General features: G+C 61.3%; 14 protein-coding genes. 9 read left to right on the top strand and 5 right to left on the bottom strand.

The annotated features are described in order from the left end of the window. Window positions 1–26: 26 nt before the first annotated feature. From Q8M73_11560 to Q8M73_11540, 5 genes are read left to right on the top strand one after another with little or no spacing between them, the layout of a single operon-like run. Window positions 27–1664, top strand: coding sequence for a hypothetical protein (locus Q8M73_11560; GenBank protein ID MDP2289186.1), 1638 nt, complete (start codon window positions 27–29; stop codon window positions 1662–1664). Continuing rightward, window positions 1661–2668 (top strand): glycosyltransferase family 2 protein, encoded by a 1008-nt coding sequence (locus Q8M73_11555; GenBank protein ID MDP2289185.1) that lies wholly within the window; start codon window positions 1661–1663, stop codon window positions 2666–2668. The genes Q8M73_11560 and Q8M73_11555 overlap by 4 nt, the downstream gene beginning before the upstream one ends. A gap of 35 nt (window positions 2669–2703) precedes the next feature. Further along, window positions 2704–3585, top strand: a complete 882-nt coding sequence (locus tag Q8M73_11550; GenBank protein MDP2289184.1) for a glycosyltransferase — start codon at window positions 2704–2706, stop codon at window positions 3583–3585. Beyond that, a complete protein-coding gene (locus Q8M73_11545) occupies window positions 3582–5093 on the top strand; it encodes a CDP-glycerol glycerophosphotransferase family protein (protein MDP2289183.1) in 1512 nt (503 codons plus the stop codon). The genes Q8M73_11550 and Q8M73_11545 overlap by 4 nt, the downstream gene beginning before the upstream one ends. Next, window positions 5090–6175 (top strand): glycosyltransferase, encoded by a 1086-nt coding sequence (locus tag Q8M73_11540; protein ID MDP2289182.1) that lies wholly within the window; start codon window positions 5090–5092, stop codon window positions 6173–6175. The genes Q8M73_11545 and Q8M73_11540 overlap by 4 nt, the downstream gene beginning before the upstream one ends. A 5-nt stretch (window positions 6176–6180) precedes the next feature. Here Q8M73_11540 and Q8M73_11535 read toward each other — a convergent pair whose 3' ends face one another. Beyond that, window positions 6181–6876 carry an NTP transferase domain-containing protein gene (locus Q8M73_11535; GenBank protein MDP2289181.1) on the bottom strand — a complete coding sequence of 232 codons (696 nt, stop codon included), beginning with the start codon at window positions 6874–6876 and terminating at the stop codon, window positions 6181–6183. Between the two features lie 166 nt (window positions 6877–7042). On the opposite strand from Q8M73_11535, the gene Q8M73_11530 reads away from it, so the two are divergent. Continuing rightward, window positions 7043–7846 carry a CDP-alcohol phosphatidyltransferase family protein gene (locus Q8M73_11530; GenBank protein ID MDP2289180.1) on the top strand — a complete coding sequence of 268 codons (804 nt, stop codon included), beginning with the start codon at window positions 7043–7045 and terminating at the stop codon, window positions 7844–7846. Continuing rightward, window positions 7843–8709 carry a glycosyltransferase gene (locus tag Q8M73_11525; GenBank protein ID MDP2289179.1) on the top strand — a complete coding sequence of 289 codons (867 nt, stop codon included), beginning with the start codon at window positions 7843–7845 and terminating at the stop codon, window positions 8707–8709. Before Q8M73_11530 ends, Q8M73_11525 begins: the two co-directional genes overlap by 4 nt. A gap of 19 nt (window positions 8710–8728) precedes the next feature. Here the strand turns inward: Q8M73_11525 and Q8M73_11520 are convergent, their stop codons facing one another. After that, entirely contained in the window at window positions 8729–10126 is a 1398-nt protein-coding gene (locus Q8M73_11520) for an LCP family protein (GenBank protein MDP2289178.1), read from the bottom strand. 205 nt (window positions 10127–10331) lie between these two features. On the opposite strand from Q8M73_11520, the gene Q8M73_11515 reads away from it, so the two are divergent. Then, window positions 10332–13526, top strand: a complete 3195-nt coding sequence (locus Q8M73_11515) for an N-acetylmuramoyl-L-alanine amidase (GenBank protein ID MDP2289177.1) — start codon at window positions 10332–10334, stop codon at window positions 13524–13526. Here Q8M73_11515 and Q8M73_11510 read toward each other — a convergent pair whose 3' ends face one another. Then, window positions 13527–14246, bottom strand: coding sequence for a TIGR03089 family protein (locus Q8M73_11510; protein MDP2289176.1), 720 nt, complete (start codon window positions 14244–14246; stop codon window positions 13527–13529). It abuts the gene before it with no gap. Between the two features lie 55 nt (window positions 14247–14301). On the opposite strand from Q8M73_11510, the gene Q8M73_11505 reads away from it, so the two are divergent. Beyond that, complete coding sequence (locus tag Q8M73_11505; protein ID MDP2289175.1) at window positions 14302–15378, top strand: NDP-sugar synthase; 1077 nt, start codon at window positions 14302–14304, stop codon at window positions 15376–15378. Here Q8M73_11505 and Q8M73_11500 read toward each other — a convergent pair. Together Q8M73_11500 and cofD are read right to left on the bottom strand one after the other, a co-directional pair. After that, window positions 15375–16730, bottom strand: a complete 1356-nt coding sequence (locus Q8M73_11500; GenBank protein MDP2289174.1) for a coenzyme F420-0:L-glutamate ligase — start codon at window positions 16728–16730, stop codon at window positions 15375–15377. The genes Q8M73_11505 and Q8M73_11500 overlap by 4 nt on opposite strands. A 2-nt stretch (window positions 16731–16732) precedes the next feature. After that, window positions 16733–17740, bottom strand: coding sequence for a 2-phospho-L-lactate transferase (gene cofD / locus Q8M73_11495; GenBank protein ID MDP2289173.1), 1008 nt, complete (start codon window positions 17738–17740; stop codon window positions 16733–16735). Between the last annotated feature and the right edge of the window lie 78 nt (window positions 17741–17818).

Here is a 17818-nt window from a genome sequence, read left to right as displayed (position 1 = left end):
CTGCCAGCCCCTCTACGCTGACCACTGTGAGCAATCCAGTAGCTGTACTGCGTGACCAGGCGGGCAAGATCAAGCGTGGACCCATTCCGGGCCTGCCTGATGGGCTAGCCCTGAAGATCAAGCCAAAGTCCTGGCAGGTGAAAGCCGCCGGTGTGGACTCGCTTCATCAATTGGCCATCATGGTCATCGGTGGCCCACCGATCACGCGAGTGGATGTGCGCATTTCAGTCTGGGATCCACCAAAGGGCTGGACCGGCACTCCCGGACTTCCCGGACTCTCCTCAATCTGGCTGCACGGGCACGGCAAGGGCATCCTGCTTGAGCTGGTCACAGCCGAGCCGGTGGATCCGGGACTGTTGCTGGCCGCCGCCGCTCGCATGCTCCAGCCGATGGTTGCGATGGGCGTTGGACCAATGCTGAGTTTTGCTCCCGGACTGCCGGCTGAGGCGGCCTCGCTCGTCTGTGATCTGCACGATGTAGTGCAGCCAAATGAGCGCGGCAATGTTCACTTGCGACGCACCGACACGCTGGTGGCTTCAACGATGGCGTCAGTGGACTCCATCGAGCGCCAAAGGACAGTGCTCATCGATGAATCGCGCACTGTCTGGACTGTGGACGGGATCGACCACTCGGTGCATGTGAACCCGCTGGTGCACCGCCCCCTCGGGCGTGCGTCAACAGGTCCGTGGACTGTCGGTCTCGCTTCGGTGCAGCTTGGCGAGCTCATCATCGAGGCTCCGGGAATTCACATCAAGACGGCACTGGATCTCAATCAGGCCGAGGTGCGGGACCTGCTTGCCGTGGGTGGTGTGCAGTCTCATGTGCCACTGCCGGCCCGTTGGCAGGCGCAGCTGGAAGCGTGCGGAGTCCTTGCGCAGCAAAAGGATTTTCCCGCGGAGGACATGGACTGGCTGGTCCAGTCCGTGCAAGGTCGTCGCCATGCGCTGCGCATGTATTCACCGGCAGCAGCCTTTGATGCCTGGCCAACTGTCAGCGTGATTGTGATGACCCATCGAGATCGCTTCGTTGACCACCTCGTTGCTCAACTTTCCCAGCTTCGATATCCACGTCTGCAGATTGTTGTCGGCCTGCACGGCGTGCAGATCGATCATCAGCGCTTTGCTGGGATTCCTGGCGATGTCAAGATCGTCGACATCTCAGCGGATGTGCCATTCGGTACGGCCCTTCAGCAGTTGAGCCAGCGGGCAGATGCCAACTTGATCAGCAAGATGGACGATGACGACTTCTACGGTCCTGAGCACATCTGGGATCTTGTGCTGGCTCGGATGTACTCAGGTGCGACCTTGGTGGGCAAGGCATTGGACTGGATCCATGTCGAGTCCGCCAATGTCACTGCGTTCCGTCCAGAATATGCAGCTGAGAGCTACGCGCCATTCATCGCGGGTGGGACGATGCTGATCTCGCGCGCTGATCTGGACTCCGTTGGTGGTTGGCGGCCGGTAGCCAAATCGGTCGATCGTGGATTGATCAATCAGGTGCGCGACAGTGGTGGAGCCATCTACCGCACGCACGGACTTGGCTATCTCTATGAGCGCCGTGGTGAGGGCCATACCGCCAATGCAGTTGAAGAGCACTTCCTGACCAAGACCACGCGCACCTACGAAGGCAGGATTGAGCACGAGGTCTTCGGGACGCGTGCATGACCCAAGCTCCTCTTGGGATCCTGCCGAGGGTCAGTGTGATCATGCCGGTGCTGAATGAGGAGCGGCATCTGCGCGAAGCAGTGCTGCAGATTCTCAATCAGGACTACCAAGGCGAGATAGAAGTGGTGATGGCTGTGGGGCCATCAAGGGATGCGACCCAGCAGGTCGCTGATGCTTTGGCCGCGGAATTCACCTCGGTGCATGTTGTCCAAAACCCCAGCGGCAAGACGCCGGCCGCGTTGAACGCGGCGATTGCCAGGGCCGCAGGCGACGTTGTGGTGCGGGTCGACGGGCACGCGTTGATTCCGCATGACTACGTCGCCAACGGTGTGCAGGTGCTGAACGCAACTGGTGCTGACAATGTCGGCGGGATCATGGATGCCAAGGGCTCCACTCCATTTGAATCAGCAGTAGCGCGCGCTATGACATCACGTTTTGGCGTGGGTGGAGCCGCGTTCCATATCGGCGGTGAGCCGGGTCCGGCCCTGACGGTCTACCTGGGTTGCTTTCGTGCAGATGCGCTGGCGCGGGTTGGCGGCTATGACGAGACCATGGAGCGGGCTCAGGACTGGGAGATGAACCTGCGCATTCGCCAGACTGGCGGCGTGGTGTGGTTCACCCCCCAAATGCGAGTCGAATATCGGCCGCGCGCAAACACACTCGCCTTGGCTCGGCAGTATCACGACTACGGAAGATGGCGACGCGAAGTTGCCCGCCGTCACCCGGAGACCCTTTCTCTTCGCTACCTGGCCGCGCCAATCGCAGTTGTTCTGGTGGCACTTGGCCTCATCGTCGGTGTCATCGGTCTGGCCAGTGGCATGACCTGGCTTGCCCTGGCTGGCTTTGCGATGCCCTTGGGCTATCTGCTAGCCAATCTCCTTGCATCGCTGATCAGCGCATTGGGCAAGCCCCGGCTTGGTCTGCGCGGCACCGCGGCATTGCCCCTTGTCTACGCCACGATGCACGCCGCCTGGGGGCTGGGCTTTCTCCGCGGGGCAGCATGAGGATCTTCGGCAAGAGAAGACTTCGATGGTCGGTGGTGACGTCTGCTCCGGCTGGCGCAGCGGGGGAGCAGTGGGGAGACACCTGGTTCGCCCGCGATCTGGTCGATGCGCTCAACCAGCAGGGTCAGGACGCGAAGGTCATCGCTCGTCATCGAGCCCACGCAGATGAGCGCGCTGATGACGACGTCGTTGTGGTCCTGCGGGGGCTCAATGAGATCACCCCGCGCAAGGGCCCAGGCTCAGCGTGGATTCTCTGGGTCATTTCACATCCTGAACTGGTCAACGAGCAGGAGGCTGCGTCCTACGACACGGTCTTTGCCGCCAGCCGACATTGGCAGCCGGGATTCGTGGATGTGTTGCCGCTGCTGCAGGCAAGCAATCCCCAGCGCTTCACACCGAAGGCAGCAGTCGCCGATTCGGGAGTGCCCTTGCTCTTTGTCGGTTCCACTCGCGGCGAGTATCGACCGATCGTGCGTGATGCAATTGCTGCGCACCTCCCGCTCGCGCTCTACGGAGTGGGCTGGGAGAAGTACGTTGATCCAGCACGGATCACGGCTGAATTCCTGGCAAATGCCCAACTTCCTGCGGCATATGCAGGCGCTCAGGTGGTCTTGAACGATCACCATGTGCACATGGCCGAGCTCGGATTTCTCTCGAACCGATTGTTCGACACCACTGCCACGGCAACGAGAGTGATCAGTGATCGCGCTCTTGGTCTGGACGAGGTTTTCGGTGCTGTTGTGCGCACCTATGAATCGCCCGAGGATCTGCGAATGCTCGTGGCCGATCGTGAATCGAACTTTGCTGGCTACCCAGAACGACTGGCGTTTGCTCGAAAGGTGGCAGACGAGCACAGCTTCGCGGCCCGGGCAGCTGAACTCATTGCTCATGCAACCCAGGTCAGAGATTCGCGATGACCATCGATGTCAGTCTGATTGTCGGCGCTGGTCAATCCGGCGTTGAGAGCATGACTGGCAAGCAGAGCTTGCGCAGTCTGGAGATTGTCGATCGCCTTTCGGATGCCACAGGAACATGGGTGATGTTCGTGCGCAGAGTCGACGGCCTGGATCGGCATGCCGCCAAGAATCTTCTGCTTGCTGCGGAAGCCACCGGCGCCGCCTTGGCGATGGGTGGTGCTCAGGCAGAGCTTGAGGTGCTGACTGGCGTGCAGGTGCAGTCGCGGAGCCCATTCATGGACGTGCACGGCGTGCTGTTCAATCGTCAGTGGTTGCACGCGCGCCAGCCGCTGGGCGATGAGCTGGCCCAAGGGGTGCGCGAGATTGCGACGACCGTTCTTGGATCTACCGAGACGATCGCGCTGATTTCGCAGGCGATAATCGCGGGCCCACCTCCCACGGTCATCGACGGGTCCAAGGCAGTCGTGCGGGCTGGTCCGGTGAGCCGCCTTGCCGGCTTGGCCTTCTCTGTCGCGCGGGTGCTCCCACTCAGCCCGCGGGTGGTCATCGATGTCGACGGTTCCAGAGCCATCGATTCGGCACTGGCTGCTCTGAGTCAACAGTGGCAGGCGCAGCACGGCAAGGTGCAAGTCGAGGTGATCAGCAAACAGGGGCGCAACAGTTGGCGTCACGCCTGGCAGTTGGGTCGGGCCAGATGGGTGGTCACCAACGAACGCTTCATCAGCCGACTGCCGAAGCGCGAGGGGCAGCAACTGGTCGTGGCGGCATTTGAAGTACCGCTGGTGCGCAGCGGTCGTGACAATCCGGATTGGGTGCTGCAGCCAACAAGTGAAAGACGTCCGTCCCGGTCTCAGGTCGAGCGCTGGGATCTGGCGGTGACTTCGAGTCCCTTCGCAACACAGGTTCTTCGATCCTCCAGTGGCTATGAGGGTCCGGTGCTTGAAGGTGTCTCGGCATTCGCCGATGCGATGGCTGCTGCCTTGTCCGAGCCCGACTTGCATGATCGACTCGAATTGGTGCCCTCGCTGCCGCTGGTGCTGCTCGCCCTGCGATCTGCGCAGACACAATTGAGCGTCGAGTCGCTCACCCATGCTTTTGCCGGGCGCTTGCAATTTGTCGTCGTCACAGATGACCTGTCGAGATCTGATGCAAAGCAGGTCGTTGACGATTTGCCGTCCTGGTGCGCAGCAGCGGATCTGATGGTGACGGAGTGGTCGAGCCTGACGATGGAATTTGCCGGCCTGCAACGTCCAATCCTGGCTTTCCAGGCCGACGCGCTTGATGTCGTGCGGCGACGCGGCACGTATGCGGATCTGCCGAAAGTGCTGCCCGGGCCTTGTGTTGGCTCCACGGGTGAACTCATTGAGCGACTCGAGAGTTGGCTGGCGCACGGAGATCACGCCTGGCCCGAGTTCGTGGAGCGTTCCGCTGCCTTTGCGACATTGGGTTGTCGATCGACTGGTGATGCAGCTGTACGGATTCTTGAAGCGATGGAAGGTGCTCGATGAGCACGCGCATCGTTCTCCTTGCGAACAACATCGACGAGATCGGCGGCGCGCAGCGAGTCGTGCATGCACTTGCCGCCGGCTTCGTGAATCGCGGTCATGACGTCACCGTCGTAGGCATTGAGACGCGCGAACCCCGCGGTGATTACTCGGCCGCTGGCTATCGAGTCGAAAGGCTGCTCGAGGCTGCGTATGACAAAGATGAAGGTCCCAATCTCGACGCACAGCGGGCGGCCGCACTTCAGAAGTTGCAGAAGATTCTTGACTCGGGTCCCAAAGGCATCATCATCACGGCGCAGGTCTGGGCGATGGAACACATTGCGCAATGCGCGATCCAGGCTTGGGGCACGGTCGGCCAGTACCACTCCTCTTTCCAAGCTGCCAGTTTTGGCCCGGATCTCAAGCGCGTGATCGATGCCTATCGTGATTGTGATCGCTTCCTGGCGCTGACCACAAGCGATGCGCAGCTGTTCACGACCGCCGGACTCAACAACGCGGCGGCCATGCCCAACCCGCTGGCGCAATGGCCACCGCGGCAGTCCCAGACACGTTCACGAACCATCACCTACTTGGGTCGTTTCTCAGCTGAGAAGGCGCCAATGACGCTCATGCACGCCTGGCGGATCCTCGTCGAGGCCGGACAGCTGTCTGACTGGAATCTTCAGTTCGTGGGTTCGGGTCCGCACGAAGGTCAGATCCGCGAGGCCGCCGCGATGCTGCCCAGAGTGCAGTTGCGCGACCAGGTTGCTGATCCCTTTTCGGTCTTGACCGAGACCGGCATCTTGGCAGTGCCCTCGCTGGTCGAGGGCTCGCCTTTGGTGATGATGGAAGCACTTTCGTGTGGCGTGCCGGTCGTGGCCAGCGACTGCTCGGCTGGGGTTCGCGAACTGCTGGCCGATGAAAGCTGTGGTGTGCTCGTCAATCGTGGGGACCCCAAGGATCTGGCCCATGGCTTGCTGATGCTGGCCCTCGATGACGCCCGGCGCGCATCAATGGCCGCTCGGGGCCCGCAGGTCATGGATGGCTATCGGCTTGAAGTCGTGCTTGATCGTTGGGAGCAGGTCTTCACCGACGTGCTGCGCTGAGCGGCCTAGAGATGCTGGTTGGCGCGGGTGAGGTCTTCGGCGAAGTCGACTTCCACGACAAAGAAGTCAGTGATGTCCAAGGGCAGGACCTTCAGCGATTCGGTTTCAATGGCGATCTCAATGCCGCGTTCGAAGTAGTCGTTGTCCGCGCAGGCTTCCAAGCCCCGAATAAGTGTTGCCCGATCCCCTGCACTGATGTAGTTGATGCCCACGGCTTCACCCAGGGCGGGGCTGACCTGCTTGGACAGCGCATCGATGTAGCCGTCGGCACCGACTGTGTACTTGACTTCTTCATCGGCCACTGCGGCAGTGTTGACGCACACGAAGGACCGGTCGGCATCGATCAAGTTCTTGGCTCGCTGGAGCACCAATGGATCGAAGACCACATCGCCATTGAGCCACAGCACTCCACCATCGGACGCCTGCCGCAATGCCTTGAGAAGACTGCGGTTGGTGTTGGTCTGGTCAAATGACTCGTTGTAGGCGTAGGACACATCTGGAAAGGCTTCCAGGATCGACTCGAGCTTGAAGCCCACCACTGTCAGCACTCGCAGTTGCTCACCGAAGATCTGCTGCAGATTCTCCATTTGCTGCTGCATGATCGTGCGGCCATCGGCAAGTGGTGTCAGTGGCTTTGGCCAGGGTTGCTTGCCAAGACGGGTGCCCATGCCGGCTGCCAGAATGACTGCCTGGTAATTCACATCCATGCCTTCCGGTGCTTGCCCTGAGCCACAAGCAGGCACCGTTTTGGTGCTGTCCGGAGTGGTCACAGTGATGATGACTGGCAGTGACCTATCGTAACGGCGTGCTTAGAGCCCATGGATGTTCCGACTCTCCGACGGGCGAAGCGTGCATGAAGGCAGCATCATGAGTGATCCCGAGCGCCCTTCGCGTCCATCAGTTGCACAGATCCGTGAGGTCTGCCAGCCACCTGCCATTCGGGGACGCAAGAATTCCGAGCACTGGGTTGCTGATGTCTATCTGCGTGATATCTCTCCGTACCTGACCCGAATCCTGCTTCGCACTCCGATCACTGCAAACCAAGTGACGTGGTTGATGGTTGCTACCGGCGCATCGGCCGCGCTGAGCATCCTGATCCCAGGCATCATGGGCCCGATCCTGGCTGTGCTGCTCGGCCAGATGCAGATGCTGTGGGATTGCTGCGATGGCGAGGTTGCTCGCTGGCGTCGCAAGTCCTCGCCCAAGGGCGTGTTCATCGACCGGGTCGGGCACTACACGACAGAGGGATTGATCCCTATTGCGCTGGGAATGCGCGCGGCGGGATTTCCTGATGCTGGCTGGACAGATTCGATCTGGCCATTTCTGGGTGCATTGCTGGCTGTCATCATCTTGTACAACAAGGCCTTGAACGACATGGTGCACGTCTCCCGCGCGTACAACGATCTGCCGAAGTTGGTCGACAAGGAAGAAGTCGGCGTTCCGCAGAACACCGGGCTGCGCAGCCTTCGATCTCTGGCTCGATTCATTCCTTTCCACCGCGCGTATCACTCGGTGGAGCTCACCATCTTGATTCTGGTGGCCGGGATTGTCGATCTGTTCGTGAAGGATCTGCAGGCCACCCAGATCCTGTTGGTCGCCTTGGTGCTCTTGGGTGTGGTCACAATTGTCGGGCACCTGGCCTCGATTCTTTCGTCGAGCAAACTCAGATGAGTCCGCCCAAGTTCGGTGTTGTCCTGCTGACGATGGGCAGGCGACCAGAAGACCTCGCTCGTGGCCTGGCATCGCTGCAGTCGCAAGTCGATGTCGATCTGGACATCGTCGTGGTCGGCAACGGCTGGGAGCCGATTGATCTGCCAGTGGGCGTCAAGGCTCATTGGCTCCAGCGCAATCTCGGCATCCCGGCTGGCCGAAATGCGGGCGTGCCAGAGGTCCAAGGCGATCTGCTCTTCTTCCTTGATGACGATGCTGCGCTTGCTGACGATCAGTTTCTGTCAACGATCGCCCAACGATTTGCCTCAGATCCCACACTTGGGCTGATCCAGCCGCGCGTTGTCGATCCGACTGGGCTGGCGGCACCTGGGCGGTGGGTGCCGCGTCTGCGCGTCGGTGATCCGGCACAGCCCGGGCCAGCGACCTCGCTCTGGGAGGGCGCTGTTGCGATCCGTCGCGAGCTCTTCGATCGCATCGGAGGCTGGCCTGATGAGTTCTTCTATGCACACGAGGGCATTGATCTGGTCTGGCGAGTGTGGGATGAGGGATTCACCCCTTGGTATGCCGGCGATCTCGTGGTGCATCATCCGGTCATCGATCCGGCGCGGCACGAGGAGTACTACCGCCTCAATGCGCGCAACCGGGTGTGGCTAGCGCGACGCAACCTTCCGTTGGTCCTAGAGCCCTTCTATGTCGGCACCTGGGTGGGCATGACCCTGCTCCGTGTGCGCGGTCGAAAAGCCCGCCGTGCCTGGTTCGAAGGGCTGAGTGAGGGCATTCGCGAACGCCCGGCTGGTCGCAAGGTCATGCACTGGAGCACGGTCTGGGCAATGACCAAGGCTGGTCGTCCGCCGGTCATCTAGCGCGAGTTGGAACGTGGCACTAGGAGGCGCAGAAGGATTCGTCACCAGTGTTGAGGTTGGAGTAGACGTCGCCCGCAGCGGAACTGATGACCACTGGCTTGATTGCGGTGAAGTCGGGCCCAATGGTCAACACCATGCGCTGGCCCTTGCCAGTGGAATCAGCCTTGGCGCCAGCTGCCCACACCAAAGTCTTGGCACTGGTGTCCCATTTCGGATCGAAGGTGACGGTGGTGGCGGTAACGGGTGTCTTGGCATTGCCGACATCCTGCACGCGATAGCCCTGCGCCTTCAGTTGCTTGGCAACCTTCTTGGCCAGGCCCTTGGTTGTGGTGCCGTTGCGCACGTCGACATAGATACCTGAAGGCGGGGTCGACAGGGTCGGCTGCCCAGCAATCTTCGGCGGATAGGCAGTGTCGTTGATCATCGCCTGCCACACGGGCCGGGCCTTCTTGTTGTTGGCCACCACATTGGCGCCGTCGCCAGCTGGCTTCCAGGGCATTGTCAGGAAAGTGATGTCCGAAGGGCGAATGTCCTTCATTGACAGCGCGAGTTCTTTGAGGTTCTGCAGGTCAGCCATCTGCGGGTTCGCCGTCAGCGACTCCGTGGCAGCGTTGAGAAGGCCGATGAGCGAAGCTGGGTTGAGCAGGGTTCCGCTGGAAAGCACCTTGCGCGACAGTGACGAGATGAAGGCCTGCTGACGGCGGATGCGCGAAGTGTCGGAGCCGTCGCCAAGTGTCTTGCGTGCGCGAACAAATGCCAGGGCCTCATTGCCGCTGACCAGATGCTTGCCTGCCGACAGCTTCAAGCCACTCTTGGGATCATCGACGGCCTTGGTCAGGCAGATCTCCACGCCGCCGATTGCGTTGACGATCTTCTTGAAGCCGCCGAAGTCGACCTTCACGAAGTTGGTCACGTCCATGCCGGTCATCTCGTTGACCACTTTCAGGGTGCAGCCAGGGCCGCCGTAGGTGAAGGCCTCGTTGAACTTCACATCGGTGCCTGAGACCGTCTGGCCCTTCTTGGTGCATGAGTAGTCGACAAGAGTGTCGCGGGGGATGCTCACCGCGATGGCGCTGCCGCGATCAGCGCTCACGTGCAACAAGATCGCGGTGTCTGACCTTTCGCCGCCGAACTGGCCAGGTCGACCAAAGCCACCATTGCCCTTGCCCGTGCGCGAGTCACTGCCCAAAATCAGCAGATTGAGGGGCTTCATGTTGCCGTTCTCGTCGAAGACCAGCGCCGAGTTGGCATTGCCTGTGCCGCCTAGTTCTTCGCTGACGTCAAGAGTGGTGATATTGCCCTGCAGCTGCCCGATCAGGTGATTGACGCCCGCGCCTACCACGGCGGTCAGCAGCACGGCTCCCGCAGCGATAGCGGCGATAACGCGCGGCCAGCGGCGGCGGGAAGAGCGGGGCATGAATTCCTTATGTCTGATGGGGGTGCGGATCATCGTAAGTCGTGGGCCAAGGAGTTGCGGTGGCTAGGACGGCGTGTTGACCCGAGAGGTTCCCTCGCGAGGGCCGGATGTGATGGATGTGACGCATGTGGCGTGTGATGATGGTGTCAATCTGCTCGCTGTGGCATGGTGGCGGTTTGTCTGATTTGGCCAGAAGGGATCGACGATGGTGACTGGAGTCAACCTTCGGCGACCCCTGATCTGGTGCACCAGCTTGGCTGTGGTGGCCGCTGGTCTGATTCTGCCGGTTGCGCAATGGCCGACTGCGGATCGTTCGCCTGTCACGACCACTGAGCAGTCGATCGCCTTGACGGGCGTGGACCGGCGAGGTGTCAACGATGCGGCTGTGGCGATGGCCTCCTGGTCAGGCGATGCGCACGTGCATTCGCTGCCCCTTGCAGGCCAAGGTGCAGTCACCGCCGCTGTCGACACCGGCGCCCCGCTGCGCCCGGCTCTGGCCACCGCACCCCTGGACACCGATGACTTCGGATTAGTTGCCGTCACTGCTGACTCTCCGCTGGATGAGCGCACGCGCGTGCTGGTGCGGGTCCGTGAGTCTGGCCAATGGTCGAGCTGGGAGCAGCTTGAGCCAACCGACGATCGTCCAGATCCGGGATCTGCTGAAGCAGCCGCTGCGCGCTTCGGAACAGCGCCGCTGCTGACCGGCACGGCCGACGGTGTGCAGGTGCGCATGGACACCCCTGACGGCATCAAGCCGGCCAACGCCCAAGTCGTGCTCTTCGACAATCCAGTCGTCGCGGAGGACGCCGAGCTTCCTGATTCAGAGGCAAACAGCGGACCGATCGCCACCGTCGAGGCCGCAACCCTGGGTGCCCCGCCGCCAGCGATCATCTCTCGAGCCGAGTGGGGGGCCGATGAATCGCTGAGACGCGGAGCCCCGAGTTATGCGGGCACCATCAAGGCCGCCTTCCTGCACCACACGGTCACGACCAACAACTACACGCCAGAGCAAGCGGCCCAGCAAGTGCGCAATCTGTACTCGTACTTCGTCAAGGGACTGAAGTACTCAGATATGGCATACAACTTCATTGTCGATCGCTTCGGTCGCCTGTATGAAGGACGCGCAGGCGGCATGGATCAGGCCGTTGTGGGTGGTCACACCGCTGGCTTCAATCAGGACACCTTCGCGGTCTCGGCATTGGGCAACTTCCAGACTGCTCCTCCTGCACCTGAGCAGCTGAACGCCATTGACGACGCCGTTGCCTCGCTGTTTGCCTGGAAACTGGGCATGAATCATCGGGACCCCAATGGCACAACGCCGCTGACTTCGGACTCCTCGGCAGGTACCTCCAAGTACAAGGCCGGGCAGGTCGCAACGGCAATGGTGATCAGCGGTCACCGTGACATCGGCTCAACTGCCTGTCCGGGCAAGTACCTCGAGCCGCAGCTTCCGGCGATTCGCGCGGCGGCCACAGCCAAGCTCGGCGTCACCGCAACCAACCCTGCGGTCAGCCCCGCTGTGCCGTGGGGCGCGGGTCAGCAATTGGTGGTGAATGCGACGACGAACGCGCCCCTGACCTGGACGATGAGTGTTGCCTCGAGATGCGGCACCGTGGTGCGCAATCTGTCTGGCACGCAGGCTGCTGCTGGTGCACTCTCGATCGGCTGGGACGGCCTGGACAATGCTGGCGCGCAAGTGCCGCCAGGCGCCTACACCTTCGTATTGAATGGCGCGAGCGGTGCTGATGCCATCTATCCATGGACGGGCACCGGTGTCATCAGTCCAACAGCGACCTCACCCATAGATCCATGTGGTCCGCCAGATGCCTTCTCGTTGACCGGCAGTGGATACGGCCATGGCGTGGGCCTGTCGCAGTGGGGCGCCTATGGCATGGCCAAGGAAGGCTTTGATGCCAGTGCAATCGTGGCGCACTACTACCCGGGCACCACTGTTGCTCCTGTCCAGGATGACATGGATATCCGCGTCAACCTGTTCTACCGAGTTGCATCAGCTCGGATGCGAGCCGAAGCACTGGATGCCGGTGGAGGTCCGATTGAAGTGACAGTCGGCGGAGCGGTCACCACTGGTGGGCCAAACGACGTCTTCACCTTCAACGTAGCAGCTGGTGCAGTCAATGTTCAGCGCACGGTGAACGGGCAGACAACCTCTCTTGGCACTGCGCCGTCAGTCACAGTGAAGTGGGCGGGCAATCGAGACTCCGGTTCTGCAGGAGGTCCGGCGACGGCTGTGAATGTGATCGGGCCCAAGGGCTCATTTGGTACGCCGGGTCACCGCTACCGCTATGGAAAAATGGAAGTCATCGCGACCTCCTCGCCCAACGGACCGCGTCTGAACATCGTCAATCAATTGCGCGTGCACGATGAATACCTCTACGGCATCTCAGAGGTCTCCAGTTCGTGGCCTGACGCCGCCATGCAGGCGCAGGTCATTGCGGCACGTTCATACGGAATGGCCAAGATCGCAGCCGGCGTGCGCAAGGCATGCGATTGCAACCTTGATGACGGCGATGGACCCTACGGCGATCAATTCTTTGTCGGTTGGGCAAAGGCCAGCAGTACCAAGGGTGACAAGTGGCTTGCCGCAGTGAACGCCACCTTCGGCTCAGAGACCACTGGCATCGCAGCCTTGTACAACGGGCAACCGATCAGCGCCTTCTACAGTGCCTCAACCGGTGGCGTGACCAACGCTTCCAAGGATGTCTGGGGTGGTGCGCTTCCGTACTCCACCAATGTCGATGATCGCTGGTCGCTGAACGCGGACAATCCCAATGCCAGCTGGACAGTCAATGTTCCGCAGGCGGCGATGGCCGCGGCCTTCGGTGTGCCCGGTGTCTGGAAGGTGGCAGTGGCTGAGCGCCTGCCATCTGGAGCCGTGCGGACTCTCGCGGGAACCATGCAGGACGGGTCTCAGCGGACGATCTCCGGCGAAACCATGCGGTCCAAACTCAGCTTGAAGTCCTCGTACATCAACGCGGTCAATGGCCAGGCTGTTCCGGGCGCTCCCACGGTGACGCCAGGGGTGCCAGCTGCGCCGGTGCCAGCTGCGCCCGTGCCAGCTGCGACGACTGCCCCGGTGCCAGTGGCAGCATCGATCTCCATGGCCATTGGCCCCACGAGCAAGCCCAAGGCTGGCACCTCCCTGAAGTTCAAGGGTCGAGTGGTCCCGGCCGCTGGAGGACTGGTCGTGCAGCGCCAGATGAAGGTCGATGGCGTCTGGCAGTTGAAGGCCAGCACGACGACCAAAGCCAATGGGCGTTACAAATTCACCATCAAGAAGGCTGTCCCGGCCGGCGCACAGTATGAATACCGGGTGGTGGTCCTGCAGAACGGCACCGAAATAGCCGCGAGCACATCAGGCGTCATCACCATCCGAAAGTAGTCACTTCCAGATGCGAGTTGCGCCCTCCTGCTTGGCCGTCTGTTCTGAATCCTGGCCATCGCACAAGATGATGGCTCCAGCACCGACCAGCGGGTGCAAGGGGGGCAGCAGCCAGGCCGCAAGTCCGTTGGCTGAAGCGTGGTTCATGAGGATGCGTGCATCACTTCCGTCTTGTGCGATCGCCCAGTCAAGAGCCTGCAGGCGGGTCAGCGTGGAACCGTCGCTCAGCTCAATTGCTGGTCCATCGCCCGTTGCCGCATCAACCAGCAACGCGTCCGGTTGCATTCGGCACAGAATGGTCGCATCAACGACGGTGTTCGGCAGTCCTTTGTCCACGAGTCCAAGTGGGTGCAAGGAGACCACCCAAGGTTCGCAGCGCTCAGTGAATGGCAAGGCCGATTGCGCAGATGCCACGAGCAGATCGCAATCCGACGGATCCCCATGCTCGACAACAACAACACCGACGGTCCATGCGGCCAGAGTCCACACCACGCGTTGCCAGTGCCAGGGCAGGTGTACCGCCATGCGGGCACCGGGTTCGAGCTCTGCTTCTGTGACTAAGGCCCCAGAGGTTTTTGCAATGGCGTTCAACACGGAGGTGCCGGAGAGCTCAGTGCGCATGCCATCGTGATTGATGGATGTAAGAAAGGGCAGACTGGGTTGACTCCGTGCGCGTTGGACAACGCGAGGCCAGATTGAACCGTCAGATTGCAGTGCCATGCAGCGAACCTAATGCTTGCGCCCCTGTCACTTGTCGATGTGGCACAGTTGCCGAATGACTGAAGCAGTGCTCCTTGTCGGAGGGCAGGGCACTCGCCTTCGGCCGCTCACGATCAACACCCCCAAGCCGATGCTGCCTGTTGCAGGTGTGCCGTTCACGGTGCATCAAATCGCTCGCGCTCGTGATGCCGGAGTCACGCGCATTGTCCTGGGCACGAGCTACAAGGCCGAAGTGTTTCGCGAGTTCATCCAGGAGAGCGATCTTGGTGTTGAGATCGTGATAGCCACTGAACCAGAGCCGCTGGGCACTGGTGGAGCCATTCGATTCGCTGCTTCCCATTTGACCAGCGGCCCAAGCGATTCAGTGCTCATCTTCAACGGCGACGTGCTCTCCGGACTCGACATCAGGGCGCTGGTCGCGCACCACGAACAGACCAAGAGCGACGTCACCATGTATCTGACACCGGTTGAGGATCCGCGCGCCTATGGCCTGGTGCCAACTGATGGCCAGGGTCGCGTCACCGCATTCCTGGAGAAGCCGAGCAGTCTGGAAGGCATCGTCACCAACAACATCAATGCGGGCTGCTATGTCTTCCGACGCGATGTCATCGATCGCATCCCGGCAGGCCAAGTGGTATCGGTCGAACGTGAGACCTTTCCCGAACTGCTGGCGACCGGCGCCATGGTCTCCGGCGTGGTCGACGGGGGCTACTGGCTGGATCTGGGTACTCCATTGGCCTTCGTTCAGGGCTCGCGTGATCTTGTGCTCGGACTGGCTCCATCGCCGGCCGTGCCTGTGCATGGCGACCTGCTTGCCATGCAGGGAGCAGTGATAGCTGCCTCGGCCAATGTGCACGGTGGCTCAGTGATCGGCCGCAATGCCTCAGTCGCTGCAGGTGCGGTGGTCAATGGGTCAGCGGTGTTTGATGATGCGCGCATCCTCGCGGGTGCGCGGGTGATGAACAGCATCATTGGCGTCGGTGCGGTCGTTGGCGAAGGCTCACACCTTGATGGTGTGGTGGTCGGTGATGGCGCAGTTATTGGTGCCGGAAATGAACTTCAGACCGGAGTGCGCATCTGGCCGGATGCGGTCATCGGAGACAGAGCCATCCGCTTCTCAAGCGACGGCTAGTTGAAATTGATGATGTGATCAGTCGCAATGCGCTTGGCGCGACTGATGGGATCTGCTGCCGGGTAGCCGACTGCAAGCGCGCCAAGTGGTTGATATGAACCGGGAAGGTGCAGTACTTGCTGCACGACGTCTGCGCAGAAGATGGTCGAAGAGATCCATGCTGAGCCGAGTCCATTTGCTGCGAGCGACACCATCAGGTTCTGCATTGCTGCGCCGCCGGCGACCATGAAGAGATCTCGCTCTGCAGCGTTGCGTGCTGCATCTGGATACAGATGTGCGGCATCAGCGAGGTCAAGGAATCCGAGTACGAGCACCGGGGCATTGCGCAGGATGTCGCCACGCGCAACCCGGGCGGCGACTGCAGATTCATCGATGCCTTCGGTTGCTCGCAGATCCTGAACCCATCGATTCGTCATCTCCTGCAACAGGTATTCGCGGATCGGCTCATCGCGAAGGATCAAGAACTGCCAAGGCGTCGTGTGATGCGGGGCGGGCGCAGTGATGGCGGCGTCTACTGCAGCGATCAGAGCAGAGTCTGGCACCACAGCATTGGTGAACTGACGAATGGTTCTGCGATTGGCCGCTGCTGTGCGGTGGCCTTCGGCAATGGCTTCGGCAGTCCCCATAGTGAACATGTCCTCGCCCAAAGGACGAATCAGATCACGCGCAGTAGCAGGGGAGTCGCTGGACACGTATGCGCCCAGTCCGCGCACAACGGCTACTGGGCAGTCATTGAGCTTGCCCTTCACGAGATCAGCAGCGGCCGCAATTTCATCAGCAATGGCAATGACAGTCATCTCGAGTGTTCGACCGAACTTGTCGACTCGCCCGGTGTGATCATCAAGAACTGTGATGCCAGCTGCACCGATCGCGACATCCGTGACGCCCATGCGCCAAGGCCGACCCATCGTGTCGGTGATGATCACGCCCAGTTGACGGCTCAATCCGATATTCAACCCGTGCATCAGTGACGCAGCGGATTCATCGGGCTGCGCGGGCAGCAGCACGATGTGCTCTGCATCGACATTGCTTGCATCGACGCCGGCTGCTGCCAGCACCAGACCGTGTTGGGTCTGAACGATCTGCGTTGTTCCGCCGCGATGCTGCCTTGTCGCCACCAAGCGCACGGTCTCGTCGGCAATGGCCTGATCGCGCGACTGGGCTGGCAGGAGTCGACCCTCGGCCTTGGCCACGATCTTGCTGGTAATGACCACGATGTCGCCGGACTCAAGGCCGGTGGAGCCATCGGGCCAATACAGGGAGCGGAGGGCAGGCACGAGCATGGCGGCGATGTCATCGCCTGGTCGGATATCTGGGAGCCCGGCAACTGGCAGCAGGCTGATGCTGGCCATGGCTAGCGACCAGCCAATGCAAGAGTGGCTGCGGCCAGCGCGGCGCTGGCTGCCGGGTCAGACATCAGCAGAGGTGCCGACTCCACCCGAATGCCGCTCGCAGTGATCTCGGCTGCACTGCCAGCATCTTCTTCAGCAATCAGCCAAGCGTCCAGATAGCCACCCGCGCTGCGCGCCCCGTAGTGCAGGCCCACGCCCGCCGCCGATGTCGCCACGCCAATGGCCTCCAAGCATGCATCAGCCATGCCTCGAACCGGCGCCCCGCCGATGATGGGGGAGACGCCCACAACTGCGGCCTGGGTCCCGCGAATCGCGTCAGCAATGCCGCGTACTTGAAGTATCGCTCCGACCGAGACCACGGGATTGCTCGGCGGCACAATCACCAGATCGGTGTCAAGGATGGCATCGATCACGCCGGGCGCTGGCTTTGCGTCATCGATGCCGATCATCACGAAGGCCTCAGCGGTGAGCTGCGCGCGATGCCGGATCCACCACTCTTGGAAGTGGATGGCCACGCGACCTTGATCCGGGTCGTTGACGACCACATGGGTTTCGGCACGGTCATCACTCATCGGCAGCAAGATGACTCCGGGTTGCCAGCGATCGCACAGCGCAGCGGTGACCTCGGAAAGCGTGAAACCCGATTGCAGCGACTGGGTGCGAATCAGATGTGTCGCGAGATCTCGATCACCCAAGCCGAACCACGTCGGTTCCACCCCATACGCGGCCAACTCGTCCTTGACCGTGAAGTGCTCGTCCTCGCGACCCCACCCGCGTTCAGCACTGATGCCACCACCAAGGGTGTACATCACGGTGTCCAGGTCAGGGCAGACCCGCACTCCATGGACCCAGATGTCGTCGCCGGTATTGCCAATGACCGTCACCGTGGTCAGGCTGCCGCCTTGGCCATCAGGATTGACTTCACGCAGATGGTCGAGCAGACCAACAAGAAACCGAGCCCCGCCGATGCCTCCGGACAGGACAGTGATGCGCGATGGGGCAGGGGTCATGGGTGCATCCTGCCAAGTCCACCCCGACTTGGCTGCGTCCCCTCGTTAGAGGACATTTGGGGCGTTCTTCGGCGTGTC

This window comes from Actinomycetota bacterium, assembly GCA_030684515.1.
Taxonomy (GTDB): domain Bacteria; phylum Actinomycetota; class Actinomycetes; order S36-B12; family S36-B12; genus UBA11398.
This window is presented reverse-complemented; position numbering and strand designations above follow the sequence as displayed.